We start from the raw sequence: 16674 nt of genomic DNA, 5'->3' as shown, positions 1-16674 counted from the left end.
GCCGCCGTCATGATCGTCCGGGCGGGTCGAGTACGGTCCGCTGCGCGGTGGCCAGGACGCCGGTGTGATGCAGATGGGCTCGGGCTGCGGCGATCGCCTCTGGCGTACCGGGAAAAACGCGGTCTGCGGCGCGGAGTCGGTCGAGCACGCCGACCGCGTCGAGGGTCTTCTCGTGTCCGGCTGGGACGCCGGAGACGTATACCGTGATGCCACGGTGTTCGAGACGTTCGATCGCGTCGCGTAGCACGAGCGCGCCGGTGCCGTCGATCGTCGACACCCTTGACATGCGCAAGATGATCACCCGCACGTCCGCCACCTGGGACAGTTCGAGCAGGAACCGGTGGGCGGCGGCGAAGAACAGCGGCCCGTCGAAGCGGTAGGCCACGATGTGCTCGCGGAGCAGGGCGGCCTCCTCGACGTGATGATCGGTGATGTCGAGCGGGACCTCCTCCAGCCGAGCCGCACGCGCGATCTTGCGGATGGCCAGGGCGGCAGCGAGGACGAGGCCGATTCCCACCGCGGCGATCAGGTCCAGGGCAAGGGTGGCGATCGCGGTCAGAGCCATGATGAGAGCGTCAGAGCGGGTCGAGCGGGCCAGCGCGGCCAACGAACCCACCTCGACCATGCGCACAGCCGTGGCCAGCAGCACCCCGGCCAGCGCGGCGAGCGGAATGTAGGCCACCAGCGGGGCGGCCACCAAGATGATCACCGCCAGGGCAATCGCGTGGGTCAGCGAAGCGAGCCGCGACTGGGCTCCGGAGCGGACGTTGACCGCGGTGCGGGCGATCGCCGCCGTCGCCGGTACACCGCCGAAAAGCGGGGTCACCAAGTTCGCCACTCCCTGACCGAACAGCTCCCGATCCGGGTCGTGGCGCTGGTTGACGGTCATGCCGTCGGCGACGGTCGCCGACAGCAGGCTCTCCAACGCAGCCAGGGCAGCGACCGCCAACGCCGAGCTGAACAACGTCGGCACCGCGGCCAGGTCCAGAAAACCCAGCGAGGGAACGGGAAGGGTGGCCGGCAGGACACCGATGCGGGTGACATCGAGTGACAACAGTTGCCCGAGTACGGTGGCCGTGGCCACCGCGATCAGCGAGAACGGCACCGTGGGGCGCCAACGCGCACCGGCCAGCATCGCCGCCGCCACCCCGAGCGCCAGTATCAGCGCCGGCCAGTTCGGGTGGCTGGCGAACTCGACCAACGCTCGCCAGGCCACCGCAGCGACCTTCTCGCCGTCCGGGTTCGGCACCCCCAACGCGGCGGGAACCTGTTGCAGGAAGATCACCGCAGCGATTCCCACGGTGAAGCCCTCCACCACCGGAGCCGGCACGTAACGCACGTACCGGCCGGCGCGGAGCAGGGCCAGAGCCAGCAGAATCACGCCCGCCAGCACACCGACGGTGAGCACACCTCCGGGTCCGTAGGTCGCCACGATCGGCACCAGCACCACCGTCATCGCGCCGGTAGGCCCAGACACCTGCAGATTGGACCCGCCGAACAGTGCCGCGAGGATCCCGGCCACGATGGCGGTCGCCAGGCCGGCGGCCGCCCCCAGGCCGGAGGACACCCCGAACCCGAGCGCCAAGGGCAGCGCGACCACCGCAACCGTGAGCCCAGCGATGAGGTCGCGGCGGGGCTGCCGACGCATCGCGGCGACATCCGCCTTCGTCGGCAGCAGGACAGCCACCCGGCGCCAGGTTGAGCGGGCGAGGGCGGCGGCGCTCACCGCGGCACCGGGAGCGACGGGTCGTCGGCGTTGTCCTGGTCCTCGCGGAGCGTCTCAAGCAGCTCAGCCTGACCTGTCAGCATCTCGGTGAGGAAGCGTCGGGCCGCCCGCATCAGATCAGCCACGTCCGGGCCCGCGAGTGCGTAGATGACCGCCGACCCGTCCCGCCGGGACGTCACGATCCCGGCCCGGCGCAGCACCGACAGCTGCTGAGACAGGCTTGACGCCTCGATCTCCACCTCAGCCAGCAGATCCCGCACCGGCATCGGCCCATCGCCAAGCAGCTCCAGTACCCGGATACGCACCGGATGCCCGAGCGTGCGGAAGAACTCCGCTTTTCTCTCGTACAGCGGTAGCGCCACACGCCCTCCCAGCATGACTAGCAATTCGGCAATTGAAGACCTCTTCATATGGTTGAGTGACCGCAGCCCCGCCCGAAGTGATCCTCGACACTCCGGCGCCGACCCCGCGCACATGGTCCAGGCCCGAAACCCCAGTACCGACCCTTCAACCAACCGGCATCGCCCAACGACGTGCCGCACCTAGCGGGTCACCGCCGACTCCGCTGAGTTCGACAGCCGGGCTCGCGCTCCGCGGCCGCTGCGCCCCGCCGGTGCCCGGCGGCTTGGCGCGCAAGCCCGGGGAACCCGGGGCCGCCGGAGAATGACAGGCCGGCGGGGTGGCGAACTGGTGGGCGGGCAGCCAGCCGGGGCGCGGCGGCCGTAGCGTCGTAGCGCGAGTCATCACCGGCCGTGGTGGGGATGCGGCGTGGAGTGTGCGGGGGCCGCCCCTCCAGGGACACGGGGGAGTCGCTGCACGGCGGCCCCTGCGGGCCGCCCTTGACCCCGGAGCCTCTGCGACCCCTCGTGCCGGCCGGCTATTGCCGGCAGGCCACTGGCCCGCCCGGAGGTGCACGCGCCGCATCCCGTCCCCGGCCTTGTCGCACACCGCGAACCCATCGCGGGCAGTGCGAGAACCCGTGTCAAGGTTCGGTTGACTACATGGGCTTCCTTACCAGATCCATTCCGTTGATGCCGGGACCAGGCGACTGGGATCCAGGAGAATGGAGCCGGTGGCCTCGGACCAAGAAGCACTCCAGCGGCCCACGAAATCAGCCAGGCGGTCTGTGAGCTGGGGCATCCGTGCCCCGAGGGCCCGGAATTCCGGGCCTGCCCCATGCGCACGTCGCTACCAGGCCAGCGCTGCATCAGCGTGCCCGGCCACACCTCGCAGGACCACCACCCCGAGCGGTGACCGCAGACATGACCCCGCGCCTCCGTTGCTCCTCGGAGGTTGAACGTGCGTAGCCGAGATCGGGGTCTGGGAGAGGAGATGGTGTGGCGAGAAAGCCGGGGGGCTTACGAGCGGCTTCGCACCTACCTCATTATCGCGGTTCAAGCGGGTGCAGCGGTCGGTCTGTCCTGGTTCATCGCGCGCGACGTGCTGCACAATCCGCAGCCGTTGTTTGCGCCTGCCGCCGCGATCGGCACGATCGCAGCGGCTCTTGGCAATCGGATCAGGCGAGCGGCGGAACTTATCGCCGGGGTGATTGTCGGGGTGCTGATCGGACAGTTGATCCTCCAGATCATCGGGACGGGACCTGTACAAACCGCCTTGATCGTGGCGTTTGCGATCTCGTCGGCAGCGTTGATCCACGGGAGCGGCGCCGTCATGGTGCATGCAGGAAGCACCGCCTTGCTGCTGGGAACGCTGTCTGCGGAACATTCACAGCTGGCTGTGGCGCGGACCGTCAACGGGCTGATCGGAGGGACGACCGCGATCGCCGTGGCGCTGCTGATCATTCCGGCCAACCCCGTCCGCGTCGTCAATCGCTCTGCCGGCCCGACGCTGGATGTCTTCGCACGTAGTCTCACGGCTGCCGCTCAGGCATTGGAGCAGCGTGACGTTCGACAGGCCGAGGGCGCCTCGCAGCGCTTGGTTGCGGCAGAGGAGGAGAGAAACAAGACGGTCGAGATGGTCGCTGCGGCGGCGGAGATCGCGGTTCTCTCACCCTGGCGGTGGCGACGATTAGGAATTCTGCGCCGCTACCAGCATGCCTCCCAGCACCTCCAATACGCCTATTCCAACAGCCGAGAGATGTCGCATTGGGTCGTATCGACGCTACGGCAGCGTGAGCCGATACCGGCCAGCCTTCCAGCGTCGATCGAGCACCTCAGCCAGGCGGTGAGGCTGCTGCATCGCGACTTCCTCGCCGGCCGAGAGCCCGACCTTGCGCGCGCACGGGCACAGCAGGCCATCGAGGAAGTCAACCAAGCCAGCGCCGAGGATATTGGGTTCTGCGGGAAGGTGCTCGCTTCGCGGCTACGTCTTGCCATCAGCGAAGTGCTCCAAGCATCCGGAGTGCTGAAGGCAGAGGCAAATCGGCAGGCGGGTTTGACGGCCGATGCGAGCTGAGTAACAACCTGTTGCTGTCGTCATCTGGCGCAGGTCGACCACCACCACACCGGTTCCGTGGACACCGAGAAGCCCCGCCAACACTCCACCAACCTGTCCGCATCCGACGACCAGCACGCCAACCTCGACGTCGCTCCGGCCCCTCGGCATCCGCTACCCCGATCCAATCGACAAGCCCAGGGCTACGACTCCGTGAGACTCATGCCGCCCGAGCGCCTGGCCGGCGGCGTCGGGCCAGAGCGCCGCCGGCTCAGCGGTGCTGTCGGATGCGATCCCAGGTGCTGGGCGGCTCCAGCCGTACGCCGGTGCGTAGCGCGGTGGCGACCGGCGTGCCCTCGCCGACGACCGCGCTGACCCGGCCGTGTTCGGCCTTGGCCGGCAGCCGTGCCGGTACGGCCGGGATGTCGATGTCCAGCCTTACCCGCATGCCGGGCCATCCCACCACGGTCAGGTCCTGCGAGGCGTTGATCGTCGTGCTGGTGCCGAGCGGGCCCCGCACGGTGGCGACCTGATCGCCGGCCTGGACGATCGGGTGCACCGTAATCGCGGCGGCGGCGGCGCGGACCAGCGGACGGGTCGCCCGGAACACCCGGTCCAGCTGCACAGGGGTGTTGGCGCCGGGCTGCCCCAGGACGGCGCCCACGACGGTGATTTTCCGGCCACCGACCTTGACGACGGCGGCGAAGACGAGGCAGCCGCCGGCCTCGTCGGTGGACCCGGTCTTGATCCCCACGACGCCGTCGTGGCCGACCAGGGAGTTGTAGTTCTGCACGGTGCCGGCGACGGGCAGGGTGGCCTTCTTCTGCGCCACGATCTCCGCGAACGCCGGCAGTTGCATCGCCTTGCGGGCCAGGATCACCTGGTCGACGGCGGTGCTCATGGTGTCCGAGTCGAGCCCGGCCGGATCGGTGTAGTGGGTGTGGGTCATGCCGAGCGCGGCGGCGGTGTCGTTCATCTTGGCGACGAAGGCCTCGACGCTGCCGGCGTCCCAGGCGGCGAGGATCCGCGCCATGTTGTTCGCCGACGGGAGCAGCACCGCCTGGAGTGCCTGGCGTTCGGTGAAGACCGCGCCCGCGACGACCGGCACGAGGGACTCGCCGCGCGCCAGCTCTCTCGGGTATGCGGCTGCCTGCTCTGCGCTGACGGTGAGCTTCGGTCCCTGCTGGCCTCGCATGAGGGGGTGCTCGGTCAGGATGAGGTACGCGGTCATCACCTTGGCCACGCTCGCGATCGGCACCGGGTTGCTCCCGCCCGACGTGCCGAGCGAGCCCAGCCCTTCCACCGAGAGGGCAGCCTGCCCGGTCTTCGGCCACGGCACCGCCGGGGGCGTGCCGGGGATGATCGTCGACGCCGGCAGGGTCCGCGTGACGGTCGGCGCGGGCAACGGGCGGCGCAGCGGCTCGACCGCGACCAACGCGGTACCGGCCAGGAGCAGGGTCAGCAGGCCACTGATCAGCGCCGAGAGGCCGCGTGCGCGACGCCGACTCGGCGGTTGTGGCGGGACCGGTTCGATCACCTGGGTCGTGGCAGAGTCGAGCATCCTGATATCTCCCCCGTGTGGCACGCCGGCCTGCCCATGGCGGCGCGCTGATCTTGGTATCACTGACTTGGGCGCTGCCGGTGAACCGGCAGCGCGTGGCTCGGGCATGGACGACCCGTGTGACCAGCTGTACTCCGAGTGCCGATGTACGGGGCGGGCAGGCCCCGTGCGCCCGCTCGCCCCGTACCGGTCACTTCGGCAGTTGGCCGGCGCTGCTGACGACTGCGACGGTCAGCACCGCTGCCGAGTTGATCGTCTGTCCGGCCTTCATCCCATCCTGGTCGCGGACGACCACCGACCGCTCACCGAGGTACGCGTAGCTCTGCCGGTCGAAGATCAGCTCGGTGCGGAAGCCCTGCACCTCGTTCAGAGCCAGCGCCACCCCGGCCCGCCCGGCCTCGTCTGTGACGTCGCCAACCACCCGTACACCGGGAATCTTGGCGACCGCGGTGAAGACCGCGGCGAGCGACGCCGGCGACAGGTACGCCTCCCGGATCAGGTCGCCGGCCGCGGTGAACGCCTGTTGGTCGCGCGGGTTCTTGGTGCCCGCTCCCTTCGCGTAGAGGTACACCAGCATGGCGTCGGCGTCGGTCGGCACGTCCGCGTGGTGGCCGGGGGTGGGCGTGCACTCCACCTCGGCGGTCTTTCCGTACTTGGTGGCGACACTCTTGCCGTCGCGGCAGCCGGGCAGCGGGGTCTCGTCCCAGTCACCGGCACCGCCGCGCGGACGCTCGCGGAGCAGCCCGTCCCGGGTGCCGTCGGCGGAGAGCCAGATCTGGCGCTGCGTCGGTCTGGACGTCCCCGGCCCGGGCTCGGCCTCGTTCCGGCTCAGCGCCGTGGCAATCGACTCGATGTAGACGAACTGGTTGCCCCGCACGGTGACGGCGGGCTGGCGTTGCGCCTGGGCGGCGGCGCCGGCCAGGATCCGCTCAGCGGCCGACGCACTGGACGCCGGGGCCTGGCCGTCCATCGGCACCACCTGGGTGACCAGGACGCCGGCGGTGAGCACCGCCGCCATCCCGCCCACCGCGGCCATGCGCCAACCGAACCGGGGCGCGGTGAACCGGGGCGCCCGGAACCGGCCGTGGGGATGCCTCGCCTCGGTCAGCACGCGGTGTCGCAGCCGGGCCGGCGGGACGGCCGTGTCCGGGTCGAGCGTCCTGCCGAATTCGTCCAGGGTCTTCAGGTCGTTCATCGGTCCACCTCGGGGAAGTCAGCGGGGTTGGTGTAGCCGAGCGCGTCGCGCAGCTTCCGGCGGGCGCGGTGCAGTCGGGAGCGCACCGTGCCGATCTTGATGTGCAGGGTCTCGGCGACCTCCTCATAGCTGAGATCGCTCCAGGCGACGAGCAGCAGCACGTCGCGGTCGCCGGGAGAGAGTCGGCGTAGCGCGTCGACCAGCGGGCGGCGGTTCGCCTGGGCGCTGACCGAGGCGGCGACGCGGTCGGCGAACCCGTCGGCGATGTCGCCGCTCCCGGCCCGTCCCATGGCCCGGTAGCGGGCCTCCTCGGCCCGGCGGTGCCGGGCGATCTCTTTGGTGAGGATGCCGAAGAACCACGGTCGGGCGTCAGTACGGGTGAGGTCGTAGGCCCCCCGCCGCCGGAACGCGGCGAGGAAGGTCTCGGCGACCACGTCCTCGGCCCGTTCCGGCCCGATCCGCCGGTGGGCGTATCGGTAGAGCTGGGCGGCGTACCGGTCGTACAGCACCCCGAACTGTTCGGCGTCACCCCGGGACGCCGCGATGGCCGTGGCATCGCTGACGCCACCGCCCACCACCGCGGTCACCACGGTGGAAGGTTCTGTTTGAGTCGACTCACGAATGGACCTCCCGTCCACGGACGATCTGACACCCTGTCTCTCCTCCAGCGCCGTATCGAGTTCTCGACGGGTGTCCGTGGACGGGGTCGCCGATCGCCGCGGGTCACGGAGTGCTAATGACGCCCTCGCCTGCGGCGACCGGACATCAACCGGTCGCGCACCGCCCTCGCGACGGCGCCGCTGCCACCGGCGGCCGACGGCCGCCTCATTCTGGCGGTGGTCATCACCCGTTGGCTTCGGCCGGAGGCTACACACCTCCCCGCAGCGGATCACGCCCTAGCTGGGTTGCGAGCCGACCCGGGTTTGGAGACCGACGCATGGTCGAGCTGGGTTGACCACCTTCGGTGGGCAGTGGCGCTCGCCGCGCTGCAGGTGGCGGCCGCGACGGTGGCCTTCGTCCTGGTCGTGGCCGCCGCCTTCCGCGTCGTCGACATGGCCGCGCGGCACGCCGCCTGAGCACCGTCGGCTCTCAGCTGATGCGCCCGCGTCCGAACGCGTCGGCGCGACCCCACCGGCCAGGGATGTCCCGCAGTTCGATCCGGCCGATCTCTCGGGACACCGCCGGTCTGGTCACCATGTGCTCCCCGCGCGGCTCCAACCCGAGCATGGTCCGCAGCAGCAGCAAAGGGGTGCCCGTCGACCACGCCTGCGGACTGCAAGCCGTCGGATATCGCACGGGATACCTGGTCAGCTCCCGGTCATGTCCGGCGAAGGCCTCTGGCAGTCGACCGTCGAAGAACTCGGCTGCGTCGATGATGCCCTGGGCGATGTGCGCGGCTTCCTGGGTGAAGCCGTAGCGGCGTAGTCCCCAGGCGATGAAGGAGTTGTCGAAGGGCCAGACGGTGCCGACGTGGTAGCCGAGCGGGTTGTATCGGGCCTCTCCCTTCGCGAGGGTGCGCACGCCCCAGCCGGAGAACAGTCGGGGGCCGAGGAGGTGTTCGGCGATCTTCGCGGCTCGGGACTGGTCGACGATGCCGCTCCACAGCAGGTGGCCGATGTTGGAGGACAGCGCGTCGACCTGGCCGCCGTCGGCGTCGAGAGCGAGTGCGTAGTATTCGCCGTCCTCCACCCAGAAGTCCCGGTTGAACCGTTCCTTGAGCTCGGCGGCTTCCCGTTCGAGGCGGTCGGCGTACGCCGGGTCGTTCCAGAACTCGCGGGCCAGGCGGGCGCCGCGGATCTTGGCGTCGTAGGCGTAGCCCTGCAACTCGCAGGTGGCGCGGGGCAGGCCGGGCAGCCTGCCGTCGCGGTAGGAGATCGCGTCCCAGGAGTCCTTCCAGCACTGGTTTTCCAGGCCATTGACCTCGTTGCGGCGCTGGTACCAGATGTAGCCGTTGCCCATGATGTCGCCGTACTCGCCGATCCAGTGCAGAGCCGCCCGCGCAGAGCGCTCAAGAAGCCGCACCGCATTGTCGTCTCCGGTCCACCGCTCATATTCGTCGATGAGGATCACGTAAAGGGGCGTCGCGTCGGCGCTGCCGAAATACGGTGAGTGCGGCTGCTCCTCGAACCCGACCGTTTCCCCGTAGCGCAACTCGTGCATGATCTTTCCCGGCTCCTCCTCGCGAAAATCGTCCAACACGACGCCCTGCACCAGCGTCAGAAGGCGCAGCGTCGTAGCGGCGAGATGCGGTGCGAACGGCAGCGCCTGCAGACTGGTGAAGATGCTGTCACGACCGAAGATGGCCATGAACCACGGCAGCCCGGCGGCAGGCAGGCGTTGTCCGCCGGCCGTGAGCGGCGTGAAACGCAGCGCGGCGAGGTCGACGAGGCTGCGCCGGTAGGTCCTCATCAGTGATTCGGAGTCGCAGACCAGGCGGGGTCTTTCGGCGAGCCACCGGTCCAGGTCCAGGCGCATCTCCTTCTTGACCCGACCGGGACTGCCCTGGAGGCTCTCCCGGATATCACGGCCGTTCAAGCCCAATGTCTGCACGTGCAGCTCGGTTACCCATTCGGCACGTGGCCCGATCCTGACGTCGTACGTCAGCCCGTGCTCGTCGATCCGGGCCGGCTCGGTGCTGGAGATGACTGTCTCCCGCTGGAACTGCTCGCGCTTGTAGCCGAGGCGCAGGCACCCGTTTTCGACCCGCGTGTAGTAATCTCCCTTCTTCTCCCGCACGTCTTTGATCTCGAACAGATCGGCGAAGTCGCTGCCGACCTCGAACCGGATCCGGAGGTCGACCGGCTCACCTTGGTGGTTGACCACCGTCAACCGTTCGTGGAAGCTGCCACCGATCGAGCGTTCGCGGATGGCCGAAATCTTGGGGTCGACAAGAGGAGTCGGAGCAACCGGGACGAGAAAGAACCGCGTTTCGAAGTACTCGATGTCGTCGACCGTGAGCGCGCTGAGTCGTTCACCGTCGATGCTGAGCAGCCATTTCGACAGGAACCGGGTATCAAACGAGAACAGGCCGGTCGGGATGGTGGGAGACGCGTCGAAGTCGCCGGTGTCCTCACTGACCACGAAAGTGTTGCCGTCGAGAAGCCTGACGAGATCCTCAGTCATGCCTGCCGTCTCCGCTCCCAGGCGAACATCCGCGGGTGGTGCGCGCCAGGCGGCCCCGGGAAGGCTCGCTGAATGAGGCGGGCCAGCCGCACCTCGCCCTCGGCCCTGAGTTCGTTACGCACCCACGCCGCGTACAGGTTCTCCTCGCCGCTGACGATCCGGTCGAAGAGCCCCTTGTCGGCGCGGATGACCGAGTCGGCCTCGCGCTCCTCTCTCGAAACGCGGACATCACCCTGCTGGATCACCACGAACCAACGGTCGACCCCGTGATCGTGTTCGAGATCGAAGCGTATGGTGCCGGTGGCCTCCTGAAGCAGGGGTTCGTAGCCGCGGTGGTCGAGCCCGTCGAAGAACTCCGCCGTCGGATCCGACATCAGACTCCCTCGGTCAGTTCTGACCAACACAGCATCACCCGCGCCGGGGCACCTCGGCATCACCCGTATCGGATGAGATTGGTGCGGCCGACACCGGTGTTCCAATCTCACCCGCTGCGGGTGATGCCGCGGCACCACTGGGTGAGCGACGCTGCCTGTTGAGCCGGTCGACCTGTAAGGGGTGGCGCTGATGTCGGATGCGACCAGTGAGTTCTTCGACGAACTCGACCACCGCGGGTCCGAACGCCTGCTGAAGAAGACCAACGGCACCATACGCTTCGACCTCGAACACGATCACGGGATCGACCATTGGCTCGTCACCATCATCAATGGTGATGTTCAGGTGTCGAGGGAGAAGCGCGACGCCGACTGCGTCATCCGTACCGACAACGCGTTCTTCGACCGCATGGCCCGCGGCGAGGAGAAACCGTTGCCGGCGTGGCTGCGGAACGAGATCACGAGCGAAGGCAAATTTCGGTTCATAGTCCTGCTGGAGCGGCTCTTTCCCGGGTCGCCCGGCGCGCGCCATCCGCGGACCTTTGCCCGCGAACGTGGGGGGCATAGATGAGTGCGAAGCTCGTCAGGATCCTGGACGGCAACATCTTCGTGTTGAGCTATGACAGTGGCGACATCGAAGCGACGCCCACCGTCCCGTGCGGGTTCTTCTCGTTCGACACCCGATTCCTGTCGCTCTGGCAGCTGAGCGTCAACGGTGAGCGGCTGCACGCGCTGGCGGTGGACGACTCGCGGTATTTCGTAGTGCGTTTCTTCCTGGTTCCGGGCGCTCCGACCCATTACCTGGACGCCAAGGTGTCGGTCATCCGTGAACGGTCGATCGCTGGCAGCTTCAAGGAGCGGTTGAGCATCCTCAACCACTCCGAAGAACCGGCCGAGTTCACCGTCCGCGTCGAGGCGGACTCCGACTTCACGCCTCTGATCGCGGTCGCGCAGCCGCAGCAGCCAGTGGGAAGGATCCACCGGCGTGTCGAGGACGGGTTCCTGCATCTCGGCTACGAGCGTGAGAAGTTCCGGCGCGAGACGGTCATCTCCACGACCGAGCCGGCGCAGATCGACGAACACGGGCTGACGTACAAGATCCTCGTCGGACCGCACGGACAGTGGACCACAACACTGCAGGTCCGAGGACTGGTGCTGCGTCCGGACGGCGAGGATGTTCGTGAACATGTGTATCCCGGCCGCCCCAGGCGAAGCGAGCAGCAACTCCAGCGGGACCTCGACCAGTGGCTCGATAAGGCGCCGCAACTGAGGTGTGACTGGGAGCCGTTGACGAGGACGTATCGGCGTAGCCTCGTCGACCTTGCGGCGTTGCGATACTCGCCCCTGACGCTCCCGAAGGTGGCGATGCCCGCCGCCGGCCTGCCGTGGTCCGCGACCCTCACTGGGCGTGAACCCATCTTTGCCAGCCTGCAGGCGATGCCCTTCACCCCAAAGCTCGCCATGGCCACGTTGCGCATGCTGGGGATCGATCAGGGCTCCGTGCTGGACGACTTCCGCGACGAGGAGCCGGGAAAGATCCTGCACGAGTTCCGCTACGGCGAGCTGGTCGCGTTCGAAAAACGCCCGCAGTCGCCGTACTACGGCAGCGCGGACGTCACCCCGCTCTACGTGATCCTGCTCGACGAGTACGAGCGGTGGACCGGAGATGCCGCCCTGGTGCATGAGTTCGAAGACGAGGCGCGGGCGGCTCTGCACTGGATCGGCGAGTACGGCGACATCATGGGCAACGGCTACATCTGGTACCAGCGCCGCAACGAGGTCAATGGCCTGGAAAACCAGTGCTGGAAGGACTCCTGGGACGCGATCTCCTACCGCGACGGCAGGCTGCCCGGCCTGCCCCGCGCCACCTGCGAGTTGCAGGGCTACGCCTACGACGCCAAGATCCGCGGCGCCCGCCTGGCCCGCGAGTTCTGGAACGACCCGGCGTACGCCGACCGCCTCGAACGGGAAGCCGCCGAGCTCAAGGAACGGTTCAACCGGGACTTCTGGGTGGAGGACGGCGAATACTACGCACTCGCTCTCGACGCCGACGGCGGCCAGGTCGACGCGCTGTCCTCCAACATCGGCCACCTGCTGTGGAGCGGCATCGTCGACCAGTCCCGAGCCGCGAAGATCGCCGAACACCTCCTCGGCCCCCGACTGTTCTCCGGCTGGGGCGTGCGCACCCTCGCGAAGGGAGAGGCCCGATACAACCCGCTCGGCTACCACGTCGGCACCGTCTGGCCCTTCGACAACTCCTTCATCGCCTGGGGACTACGCCGCTACGGCTTCACCCAGGAAGCCGCGCACATCGCCCAGGGCATCATCGACGCAGCCGAGTTCTTCGACGGTCGACTGCCAGAGGCCTTCGGCGGTTACGACCGCGAGCTGACGAGGAACCCCGTCCAGTACCCGACGGCGGACAGCCCTCAGGCCGGGTCCACCGGTGCGCCACTCCTGTTGTTGCGAACCGTGCTCGGCTTGGAGCCGTACGGGGATGACCTGGTGGTGGCGCCGGCCCTGCCCGAGAAATTCAGTCGGATCGAGCTGCTCGACATTCCCGGCAGGTGGGGTCTGATCGACGCCATTGGATACGTCTGAATCGACGCTCAGAAGAGCAGATGAGGCAGAGCTGAGTGCATCAATCGGTCCCTCGGCGGCCGGTTCTTGGTTCGTGAGTTCCGGACCACCGTGAGCGGGGGAGGGGTAATCAGTGTTGGCTGCTCGCGTGGGCGTCCGACGCGCCGCCGATGTTAGGTTCGCCGGCATGACTGTGCAGATCACGGCTGGGCAGTTCCATGCGGCTGACGGTGTCGAGGACTGGCGTTGCCTCTACCACGTGGTCTCGGCCCATTTCCCGACCGGCTCGCTGGCCAGGGGCGTCGCGCTCGTCGATGAGATCGGCCGGCTCGCAGACGAGGCACAGCATCAGTATCTCAACATCGACCTGCGCAGCGCCGGCGTCACAGTGACCCTGAGTCTGCGCGACATCGCGCTGGCCCGGCGGATCTCGGCCGCCGCCAAGAAACTGGACATCCCTGCCGACCCGACCGCCGTTCAGCTCATCAACGTCACCCTCGACGCACTCGTCGGCGCGGAAGTGCTGCCGTTCTGGCGTGCCCTGCTCGGCTATCGCCAGATCGGCGACGACTACCTGTTCGACCCGTCGCGCCGCGGCCCGGGCTTCGGGTTGCAGCAAATGAACGCGGCGCGCCCACAACGCAACCGCATGCACCTCGATGTCGCTGTCCCGCACGATCAGGCCAAGGCTCGCATCGCCGCCGCCCTTGCCGCCGGGGGCCACCTGGTCTCCGATGCGCACGCGCCGATGTGGTGGGTACTGGCCGACGCCGAAGGCAATGAGGCGTGCGTCGCCACCTGGGTCGGCCGCGAATAGCTGACCTGCTCGGGCGCCCGTTCCCGCGGACGAAGCCAAGGCCAGCAAGCCTGGTCATCGGTACCGGCAAGCTGTATGGCACCCTGCCCGGCTTTCGGCAACACGGAAGCGCCGCTACGGGGATGATGGCCGCATGGGGCAGCGGCAGGTCACGTTTGGGTTGGTGGTTCACCCGTCCAAGCCGGTCCTCGACTCGGTAAATATCATCAAGCGCTTCGTGCATCAGTATGGCGGCACCCTTCTTGTGCGGGAGGCCGATGCGCCGCTGGTCGGGCCAGATATCGAGGCGGTCGCCGCCGGCGCGTTCGTCGACCGCCTGGACGCTGTGGTGAGCCTGGGCGGCGATGGGACGATGCTTGGCGCCATGCGCTTGGTCGTGGGGCGAGACAAGCCGGTCCTCGGGGTCAACTACGGCAAGGTCGGCTTCCTCGTTGAGGTCTCTCCCGCCGGCCTGGAAGCGGCGTTGGACCGCCTCGTAGTCGGCGACTACACGCTGGAACCCCACAGTTGTTTGGAAATCATCACCAACGACGACGGCGTTACCGCCTTCAACGACGTCGTGGTAACGGCGTCCGAGCCGCTGGTGAGCATGACAGTCGACTTGCTCGTCAACGGCTCGCGGCACGGCTACTACTGCGGCGACGCTGTCATCGCATGCACACCGACGGGCTCGACGGCCTACAACTACGCCGCTGGCGGGCCGGTCATCTCACCGTCTGCACCGTCGATCGCGCTAACCCCGGTTGCACCCATGACGGGCATCAGTCGGTCGGTCGTGCTAGGCGGCAAAGACGGCGTAGAGCTGTACAACTCGTCGGAGGATGCGTCGTTGCGCATAACGGCCGACGGGACGCCTGTCGGCATGCTCAAGCCCGGCGACGGGCTGAAGTTGCGCCTCAACGAAGACGCGGTCAACGTCGTACGGTTCGATCCGGGTATCCACCAGCAGCGCAAACGAGTCCAGCTGAGTCTGCTCGACCTTCCGCTGCGCCCCGACCAGCTACTCGAGCTCGTGCCGCCCGAGCTGCGGGAACGGGCCGAACAGTTCAGGGCCGAGCAGGCCAGACTCGAGCAGGCTCATCCCGGCCGACCGCCGACCGTTTCGGGCACGCCCCGCAAGGCCGGGCGTACTGAGCCGTGATGGACGCAGCGATTCGCTCGGGTGAACGTTTGGCACGTCATCGGGTGCCGTTGCATTGAGCGTTGGCAAGATCGAGGCAGGCTTGAGCAGCGAAGTCATCGACCCGCCCCGGCCCGTGGCTGCCTCCGAAGTCGGCGTTCGTCGGGTTCCGTTTCCCCCGGCGGGCAGGGTGGGTATTTCGCTCACCCTGCCCATCTCCGGTACGGGCACGTCCGCCCCGCCCCTCCCTGAGCCACGCCTCCGGCACCTGCCGGGTCCGGGTCGTTGCGAGACTTCCGGAGCGGGCGACAATGGACGGTCAGGTGCCTTGCAGATCAACACGAACGGTGGTGTCGGTGAGTCTGATCCAGGCGTGTGTCACCCGCGACGACGACGATGCTGGCGGTCCTGATCGGCGGGTGGCTCACCGTCCGGGACCAGGACCGGCTGTGGCGGCGCGACCAGGACCGACAGTGGCGTGACATCCGGCTGAACGCGTACACCGATTTCATCGGCGCGGCCCGAGAATAGGTGACCTTCGTCCTCAACCCGGCCGCCCGCATCATCGCGGTGCCGCGCCCACGTGATCCGGGTGATCTCATGCCGTTCTTCGACGACGAGGGCAGCCGCCACCGGGAGCGGCTGGAGAGCACCAAGACCGCGCTCCGGCTGGTGGCCGGGCGATCCGAGGTGGTGAGCGGCTCGTCGGAGCTGGTGCGCCAGGCCCGGCTCCTGGCGGCCGTGCGGGCGGATAGCGGCGTCGAGGCGTTGCCGGCCGACCGGTTCGACGCGCTGTGGGAGGTCGAGCGCCGATTCATCGAGGCGGCCCGGGCCGAACTCGGCCTGCCCTCCGCGTTTGCGCCATAACCGGTCCACCAAGGCCCGCCGTTAGGTGCGGGCGCCCTGGTGGCCCGTTGGCGTTTCGCCCGCCGAGCGGCTGGTACCGGCGCCTGGAATGGAGGGTGGCAGCACCGGGGGGCACGTCATTGCGCTCGCGCACGCCCTTGCGCCGCACGTTGTCCCGTTGCGGGATCGTCAGTCGGTCCGGGTGCGGAGGCTCCGCGCCAGGGTGGGGATCATCACCGTCGCAGGGACGAGGTGTAGCCCGAGGAGGGCGATGGTGGTGGCGGTGTTTGCCCCGGAGACGAGAGGCGGGACCAACGAGATCGCGGTCAGCGACACTGCCGTCCACACGAATCGCTCGGCGGGGCGAGCGCTCCAACGAAGAAGAGCGACGGCAATGACGATGCCCACGACCGAGAAGAAGCCGGTCACCACGGTGAACCCGGACAACGGGATCGTCTCGCCACCATCGGGGATCTCGAAGTCGACGCCAACGGCCTGGGCAAGCGCAGCGGCGAGGGTGGTGGCCACCATCGCTGCGAGCGTGGCAATGAAGCCGGTGCCGGCGAGCCCGCGGAGTCGGTGGGTGTGGCTGGTCTGGCCCGATGCCGGGCCTGCGACGACCCCGTTGTCATTCATGCTGTTCATGTCGTTCCTCCATCATTCGGTAACTGGCGTACGGGGTGTGTTGCCTGGCATGTGACGGTCCCGGCCCTGGGCGTGACGATGCGCACCCTCGCCGTGCGACGGCCGGGGTTCTGCAGGGCGCGGACGCCGGTGCCGCGGAGCCAGAACCCGGCGTCGCGTCCGAGGACCGGCCCGGGCTCGCCGTCGCGCAGCTCCAGCTGCACCCGCCCACGGGTGACGACGCCGAACGCGTCGCACCACTCCGCCGCGACCACCGCGACACGCGCGCCACCGCGCAGCACGAGCGTCCACACCGG

Annotated in this window: 16 protein-coding genes and 1 pseudogene; 8 read left to right on the top strand and 9 right to left on the bottom strand. The window is 68.4% G+C overall.

Translation table 11 applies throughout. From position 1 onward, the window contains the following. Positions 1 to 7: 7 nt before the first annotated feature. Together OG990_RS14975 and OG990_RS14970 are read right to left on the bottom strand one after the other, a co-directional pair. Positions 8 to 1648: a SulP family inorganic anion transporter gene (locus OG990_RS14975; RefSeq protein WP_406081758.1), complete on the bottom strand. Its 1641-nt coding sequence runs from the start codon at positions 1646 to 1648 to the stop codon at positions 8 to 10. Between the two features lie 74 nt (positions 1649 to 1722). Further along, on the bottom strand, positions 1723 to 2088 hold the full coding sequence (locus OG990_RS14970; protein ID WP_328417870.1) for a metalloregulator ArsR/SmtB family transcription factor: 366 nt from the start codon (positions 2086 to 2088) through the stop codon (positions 1723 to 1725). A gap of 970 nt (positions 2089 to 3058) precedes the next feature. Here OG990_RS14970 and OG990_RS14965 point away from each other — a divergent pair. Continuing rightward, positions 3059 to 4141 carry an FUSC family protein gene (locus OG990_RS14965; protein ID WP_328417869.1) on the top strand — a complete coding sequence of 361 codons (1083 nt, stop codon included), beginning with the start codon at positions 3059 to 3061 and terminating at the stop codon, positions 4139 to 4141. 250 nt (positions 4142 to 4391) lie between these two features. Here the strand turns inward: OG990_RS14965 and OG990_RS14960 are convergent, their stop codons facing one another. The 3 genes from OG990_RS14960 to OG990_RS14950 all read right to left on the bottom strand — a co-directional run bounded on the left by OG990_RS14960 (position 4392) and on the right by OG990_RS14950 (position 7466). After that, the gene (locus tag OG990_RS14960; protein WP_406081036.1) at positions 4392 to 5681 is read right to left on the bottom strand and encodes a D-alanyl-D-alanine carboxypeptidase family protein; all 1290 of its coding nucleotides are present in this window, start codon (positions 5679 to 5681) and stop codon (positions 4392 to 4394) included. 190 nt (positions 5682 to 5871) lie between these two features. After that, positions 5872 to 6876, bottom strand: coding sequence for a CU044_5270 family protein (locus OG990_RS14955; protein ID WP_406081034.1), 1005 nt, complete (start codon positions 6874 to 6876; stop codon positions 5872 to 5874). Next, entirely contained in the window at positions 6873 to 7466 is a 594-nt protein-coding gene (locus OG990_RS14950; protein ID WP_386989957.1) for an RNA polymerase sigma factor, read from the bottom strand. Before OG990_RS14950 ends, OG990_RS14955 begins: the two co-directional genes overlap by 4 nt. Before the next feature lie 145 nt (positions 7467 to 7611). Here OG990_RS14950 and OG990_RS14945 point away from each other — a divergent pair. Further along, a pseudogene (locus OG990_RS14945) lies at positions 7612 to 7767 on the top strand (transposase); the annotation flags it as partial. Positions 7768 to 7965: 198 nt separating this feature from the next. Here OG990_RS14945 and OG990_RS14940 read toward each other — a convergent pair. Continuing rightward, positions 7966 to 9999: a glycogen debranching N-terminal domain-containing protein gene (locus OG990_RS14940; protein WP_406081033.1), complete on the bottom strand. Its 2034-nt coding sequence runs from the start codon at positions 9997 to 9999 to the stop codon at positions 7966 to 7968. After that, positions 9996 to 10373, bottom strand: a complete 378-nt coding sequence (locus tag OG990_RS14935; protein WP_406081031.1) for an SCP2 sterol-binding domain-containing protein — start codon at positions 10371 to 10373, stop codon at positions 9996 to 9998. Before OG990_RS14935 ends, OG990_RS14940 begins: the two co-directional genes overlap by 4 nt. Positions 10374 to 10563: 190 nt before the next feature. On the opposite strand from OG990_RS14935, the gene OG990_RS14930 reads away from it, so the two are divergent. The 6 genes from OG990_RS14930 to OG990_RS14905 all read left to right on the top strand — a co-directional run bounded on the left by OG990_RS14930 (position 10564) and on the right by OG990_RS14905 (position 15754). Then, on the top strand, positions 10564 to 10941 hold the full coding sequence (locus OG990_RS14930) for an SCP2 sterol-binding domain-containing protein (protein WP_406081029.1): 378 nt from the start codon (positions 10564 to 10566) through the stop codon (positions 10939 to 10941). Next, complete coding sequence (locus OG990_RS14925; RefSeq protein WP_406081027.1) at positions 10938 to 12971, top strand: glycogen debranching N-terminal domain-containing protein; 2034 nt, start codon at positions 10938 to 10940, stop codon at positions 12969 to 12971. Before OG990_RS14930 ends, OG990_RS14925 begins: the two co-directional genes overlap by 4 nt. A 166-nt stretch (positions 12972 to 13137) precedes the next feature. Next, a complete protein-coding gene (locus OG990_RS14920) occupies positions 13138 to 13767 on the top strand; it encodes a VOC family protein (RefSeq protein WP_406081025.1) in 630 nt (209 codons plus the stop codon). Between the two features lie 133 nt (positions 13768 to 13900). After that, entirely contained in the window at positions 13901 to 14908 is a 1008-nt protein-coding gene (locus tag OG990_RS14915; RefSeq protein ID WP_406081023.1) for an NAD(+)/NADH kinase, read from the top strand. A gap of 354 nt (positions 14909 to 15262) precedes the next feature. Beyond that, on the top strand, positions 15263 to 15418 hold the full coding sequence (locus tag OG990_RS14910; RefSeq protein WP_406081021.1) for a hypothetical protein: 156 nt from the start codon (positions 15263 to 15265) through the stop codon (positions 15416 to 15418). Continuing rightward, positions 15419 to 15754 (top strand): hypothetical protein, encoded by a 336-nt coding sequence (locus OG990_RS14905; RefSeq protein WP_406081019.1) that lies wholly within the window; start codon positions 15419 to 15421, stop codon positions 15752 to 15754. Between the two features lie 168 nt (positions 15755 to 15922). Here the strand turns inward: OG990_RS14905 and OG990_RS14900 are convergent, their stop codons facing one another. Beyond that, positions 15923 to 16378, bottom strand: a complete 456-nt coding sequence (locus tag OG990_RS14900; RefSeq protein ID WP_328417850.1) for a DUF6069 family protein — start codon at positions 16376 to 16378, stop codon at positions 15923 to 15925. Continuing rightward, entirely contained in the window at positions 16375 to 16671 is a 297-nt protein-coding gene (locus OG990_RS14895) for a hypothetical protein (protein ID WP_406081017.1), read from the bottom strand. Before OG990_RS14895 ends, OG990_RS14900 begins: the two co-directional genes overlap by 4 nt. Positions 16672 to 16674: the final 3 nt, after the last annotated feature.

The organism is Micromonospora sp. NBC_00858, assembly GCF_045207365.1.
GTDB lineage: Bacteria > Actinomycetota > Actinomycetes > Mycobacteriales > Micromonosporaceae > Micromonospora.
The sequence above is the reverse complement of the archived record's forward strand: the minus strand, read 5'-3'. Positions and strand labels throughout refer to the sequence as shown.

Excerpts from the sequence above, each read along its gene's own strand:
- OG990_RS14930 (WP_406081029.1), top strand. The coding sequence starts at position 10,564 with ATGTCGGATGCGACCAGTGAGTTCTTCGACGAACTCGACCACCGCGGG.
- OG990_RS14960 (WP_406081036.1), bottom strand. The coding sequence starts at position 5,681 with ATGCTCGACTCTGCCACGACCCAGGTGATCGAACCGGTCCCGCCACAA.
- OG990_RS14925 (WP_406081027.1), top strand. The coding sequence starts at position 10,938 with ATGAGTGCGAAGCTCGTCAGGATCCTGGACGGCAACATCTTCGTGTTG.
- OG990_RS14920 (WP_406081025.1), top strand. The coding sequence starts at position 13,138 with ATGACTGTGCAGATCACGGCTGGGCAGTTCCATGCGGCTGACGGTGTC.
- OG990_RS14915 (WP_406081023.1), top strand. The coding sequence starts at position 13,901 with ATGGGGCAGCGGCAGGTCACGTTTGGGTTGGTGGTTCACCCGTCCAAG.
- OG990_RS14940 (WP_406081033.1), bottom strand. The coding sequence starts at position 9,999 with ATGACTGAGGATCTCGTCAGGCTTCTCGACGGCAACACTTTCGTGGTC.
- OG990_RS14900 (WP_328417850.1), bottom strand. The coding sequence starts at position 16,378 with ATGAACAGCATGAATGACAACGGGGTCGTCGCAGGCCCGGCATCGGGC.
- OG990_RS14935 (WP_406081031.1), bottom strand. The coding sequence starts at position 10,373 with ATGTCGGATCCGACGGCGGAGTTCTTCGACGGGCTCGACCACCGCGGC.
- OG990_RS14955 (WP_406081034.1), bottom strand. The coding sequence starts at position 6,876 with ATGAACGACCTGAAGACCCTGGACGAATTCGGCAGGACGCTCGACCCG.
- OG990_RS14975 (WP_406081758.1), bottom strand. The coding sequence starts at position 1,648 with ATGCGTCGGCAGCCCCGCCGCGACCTCATCGCTGGGCTCACGGTTGCG.
- OG990_RS14965 (WP_328417869.1), top strand. The coding sequence starts at position 3,059 with ATGGTGTGGCGAGAAAGCCGGGGGGCTTACGAGCGGCTTCGCACCTAC.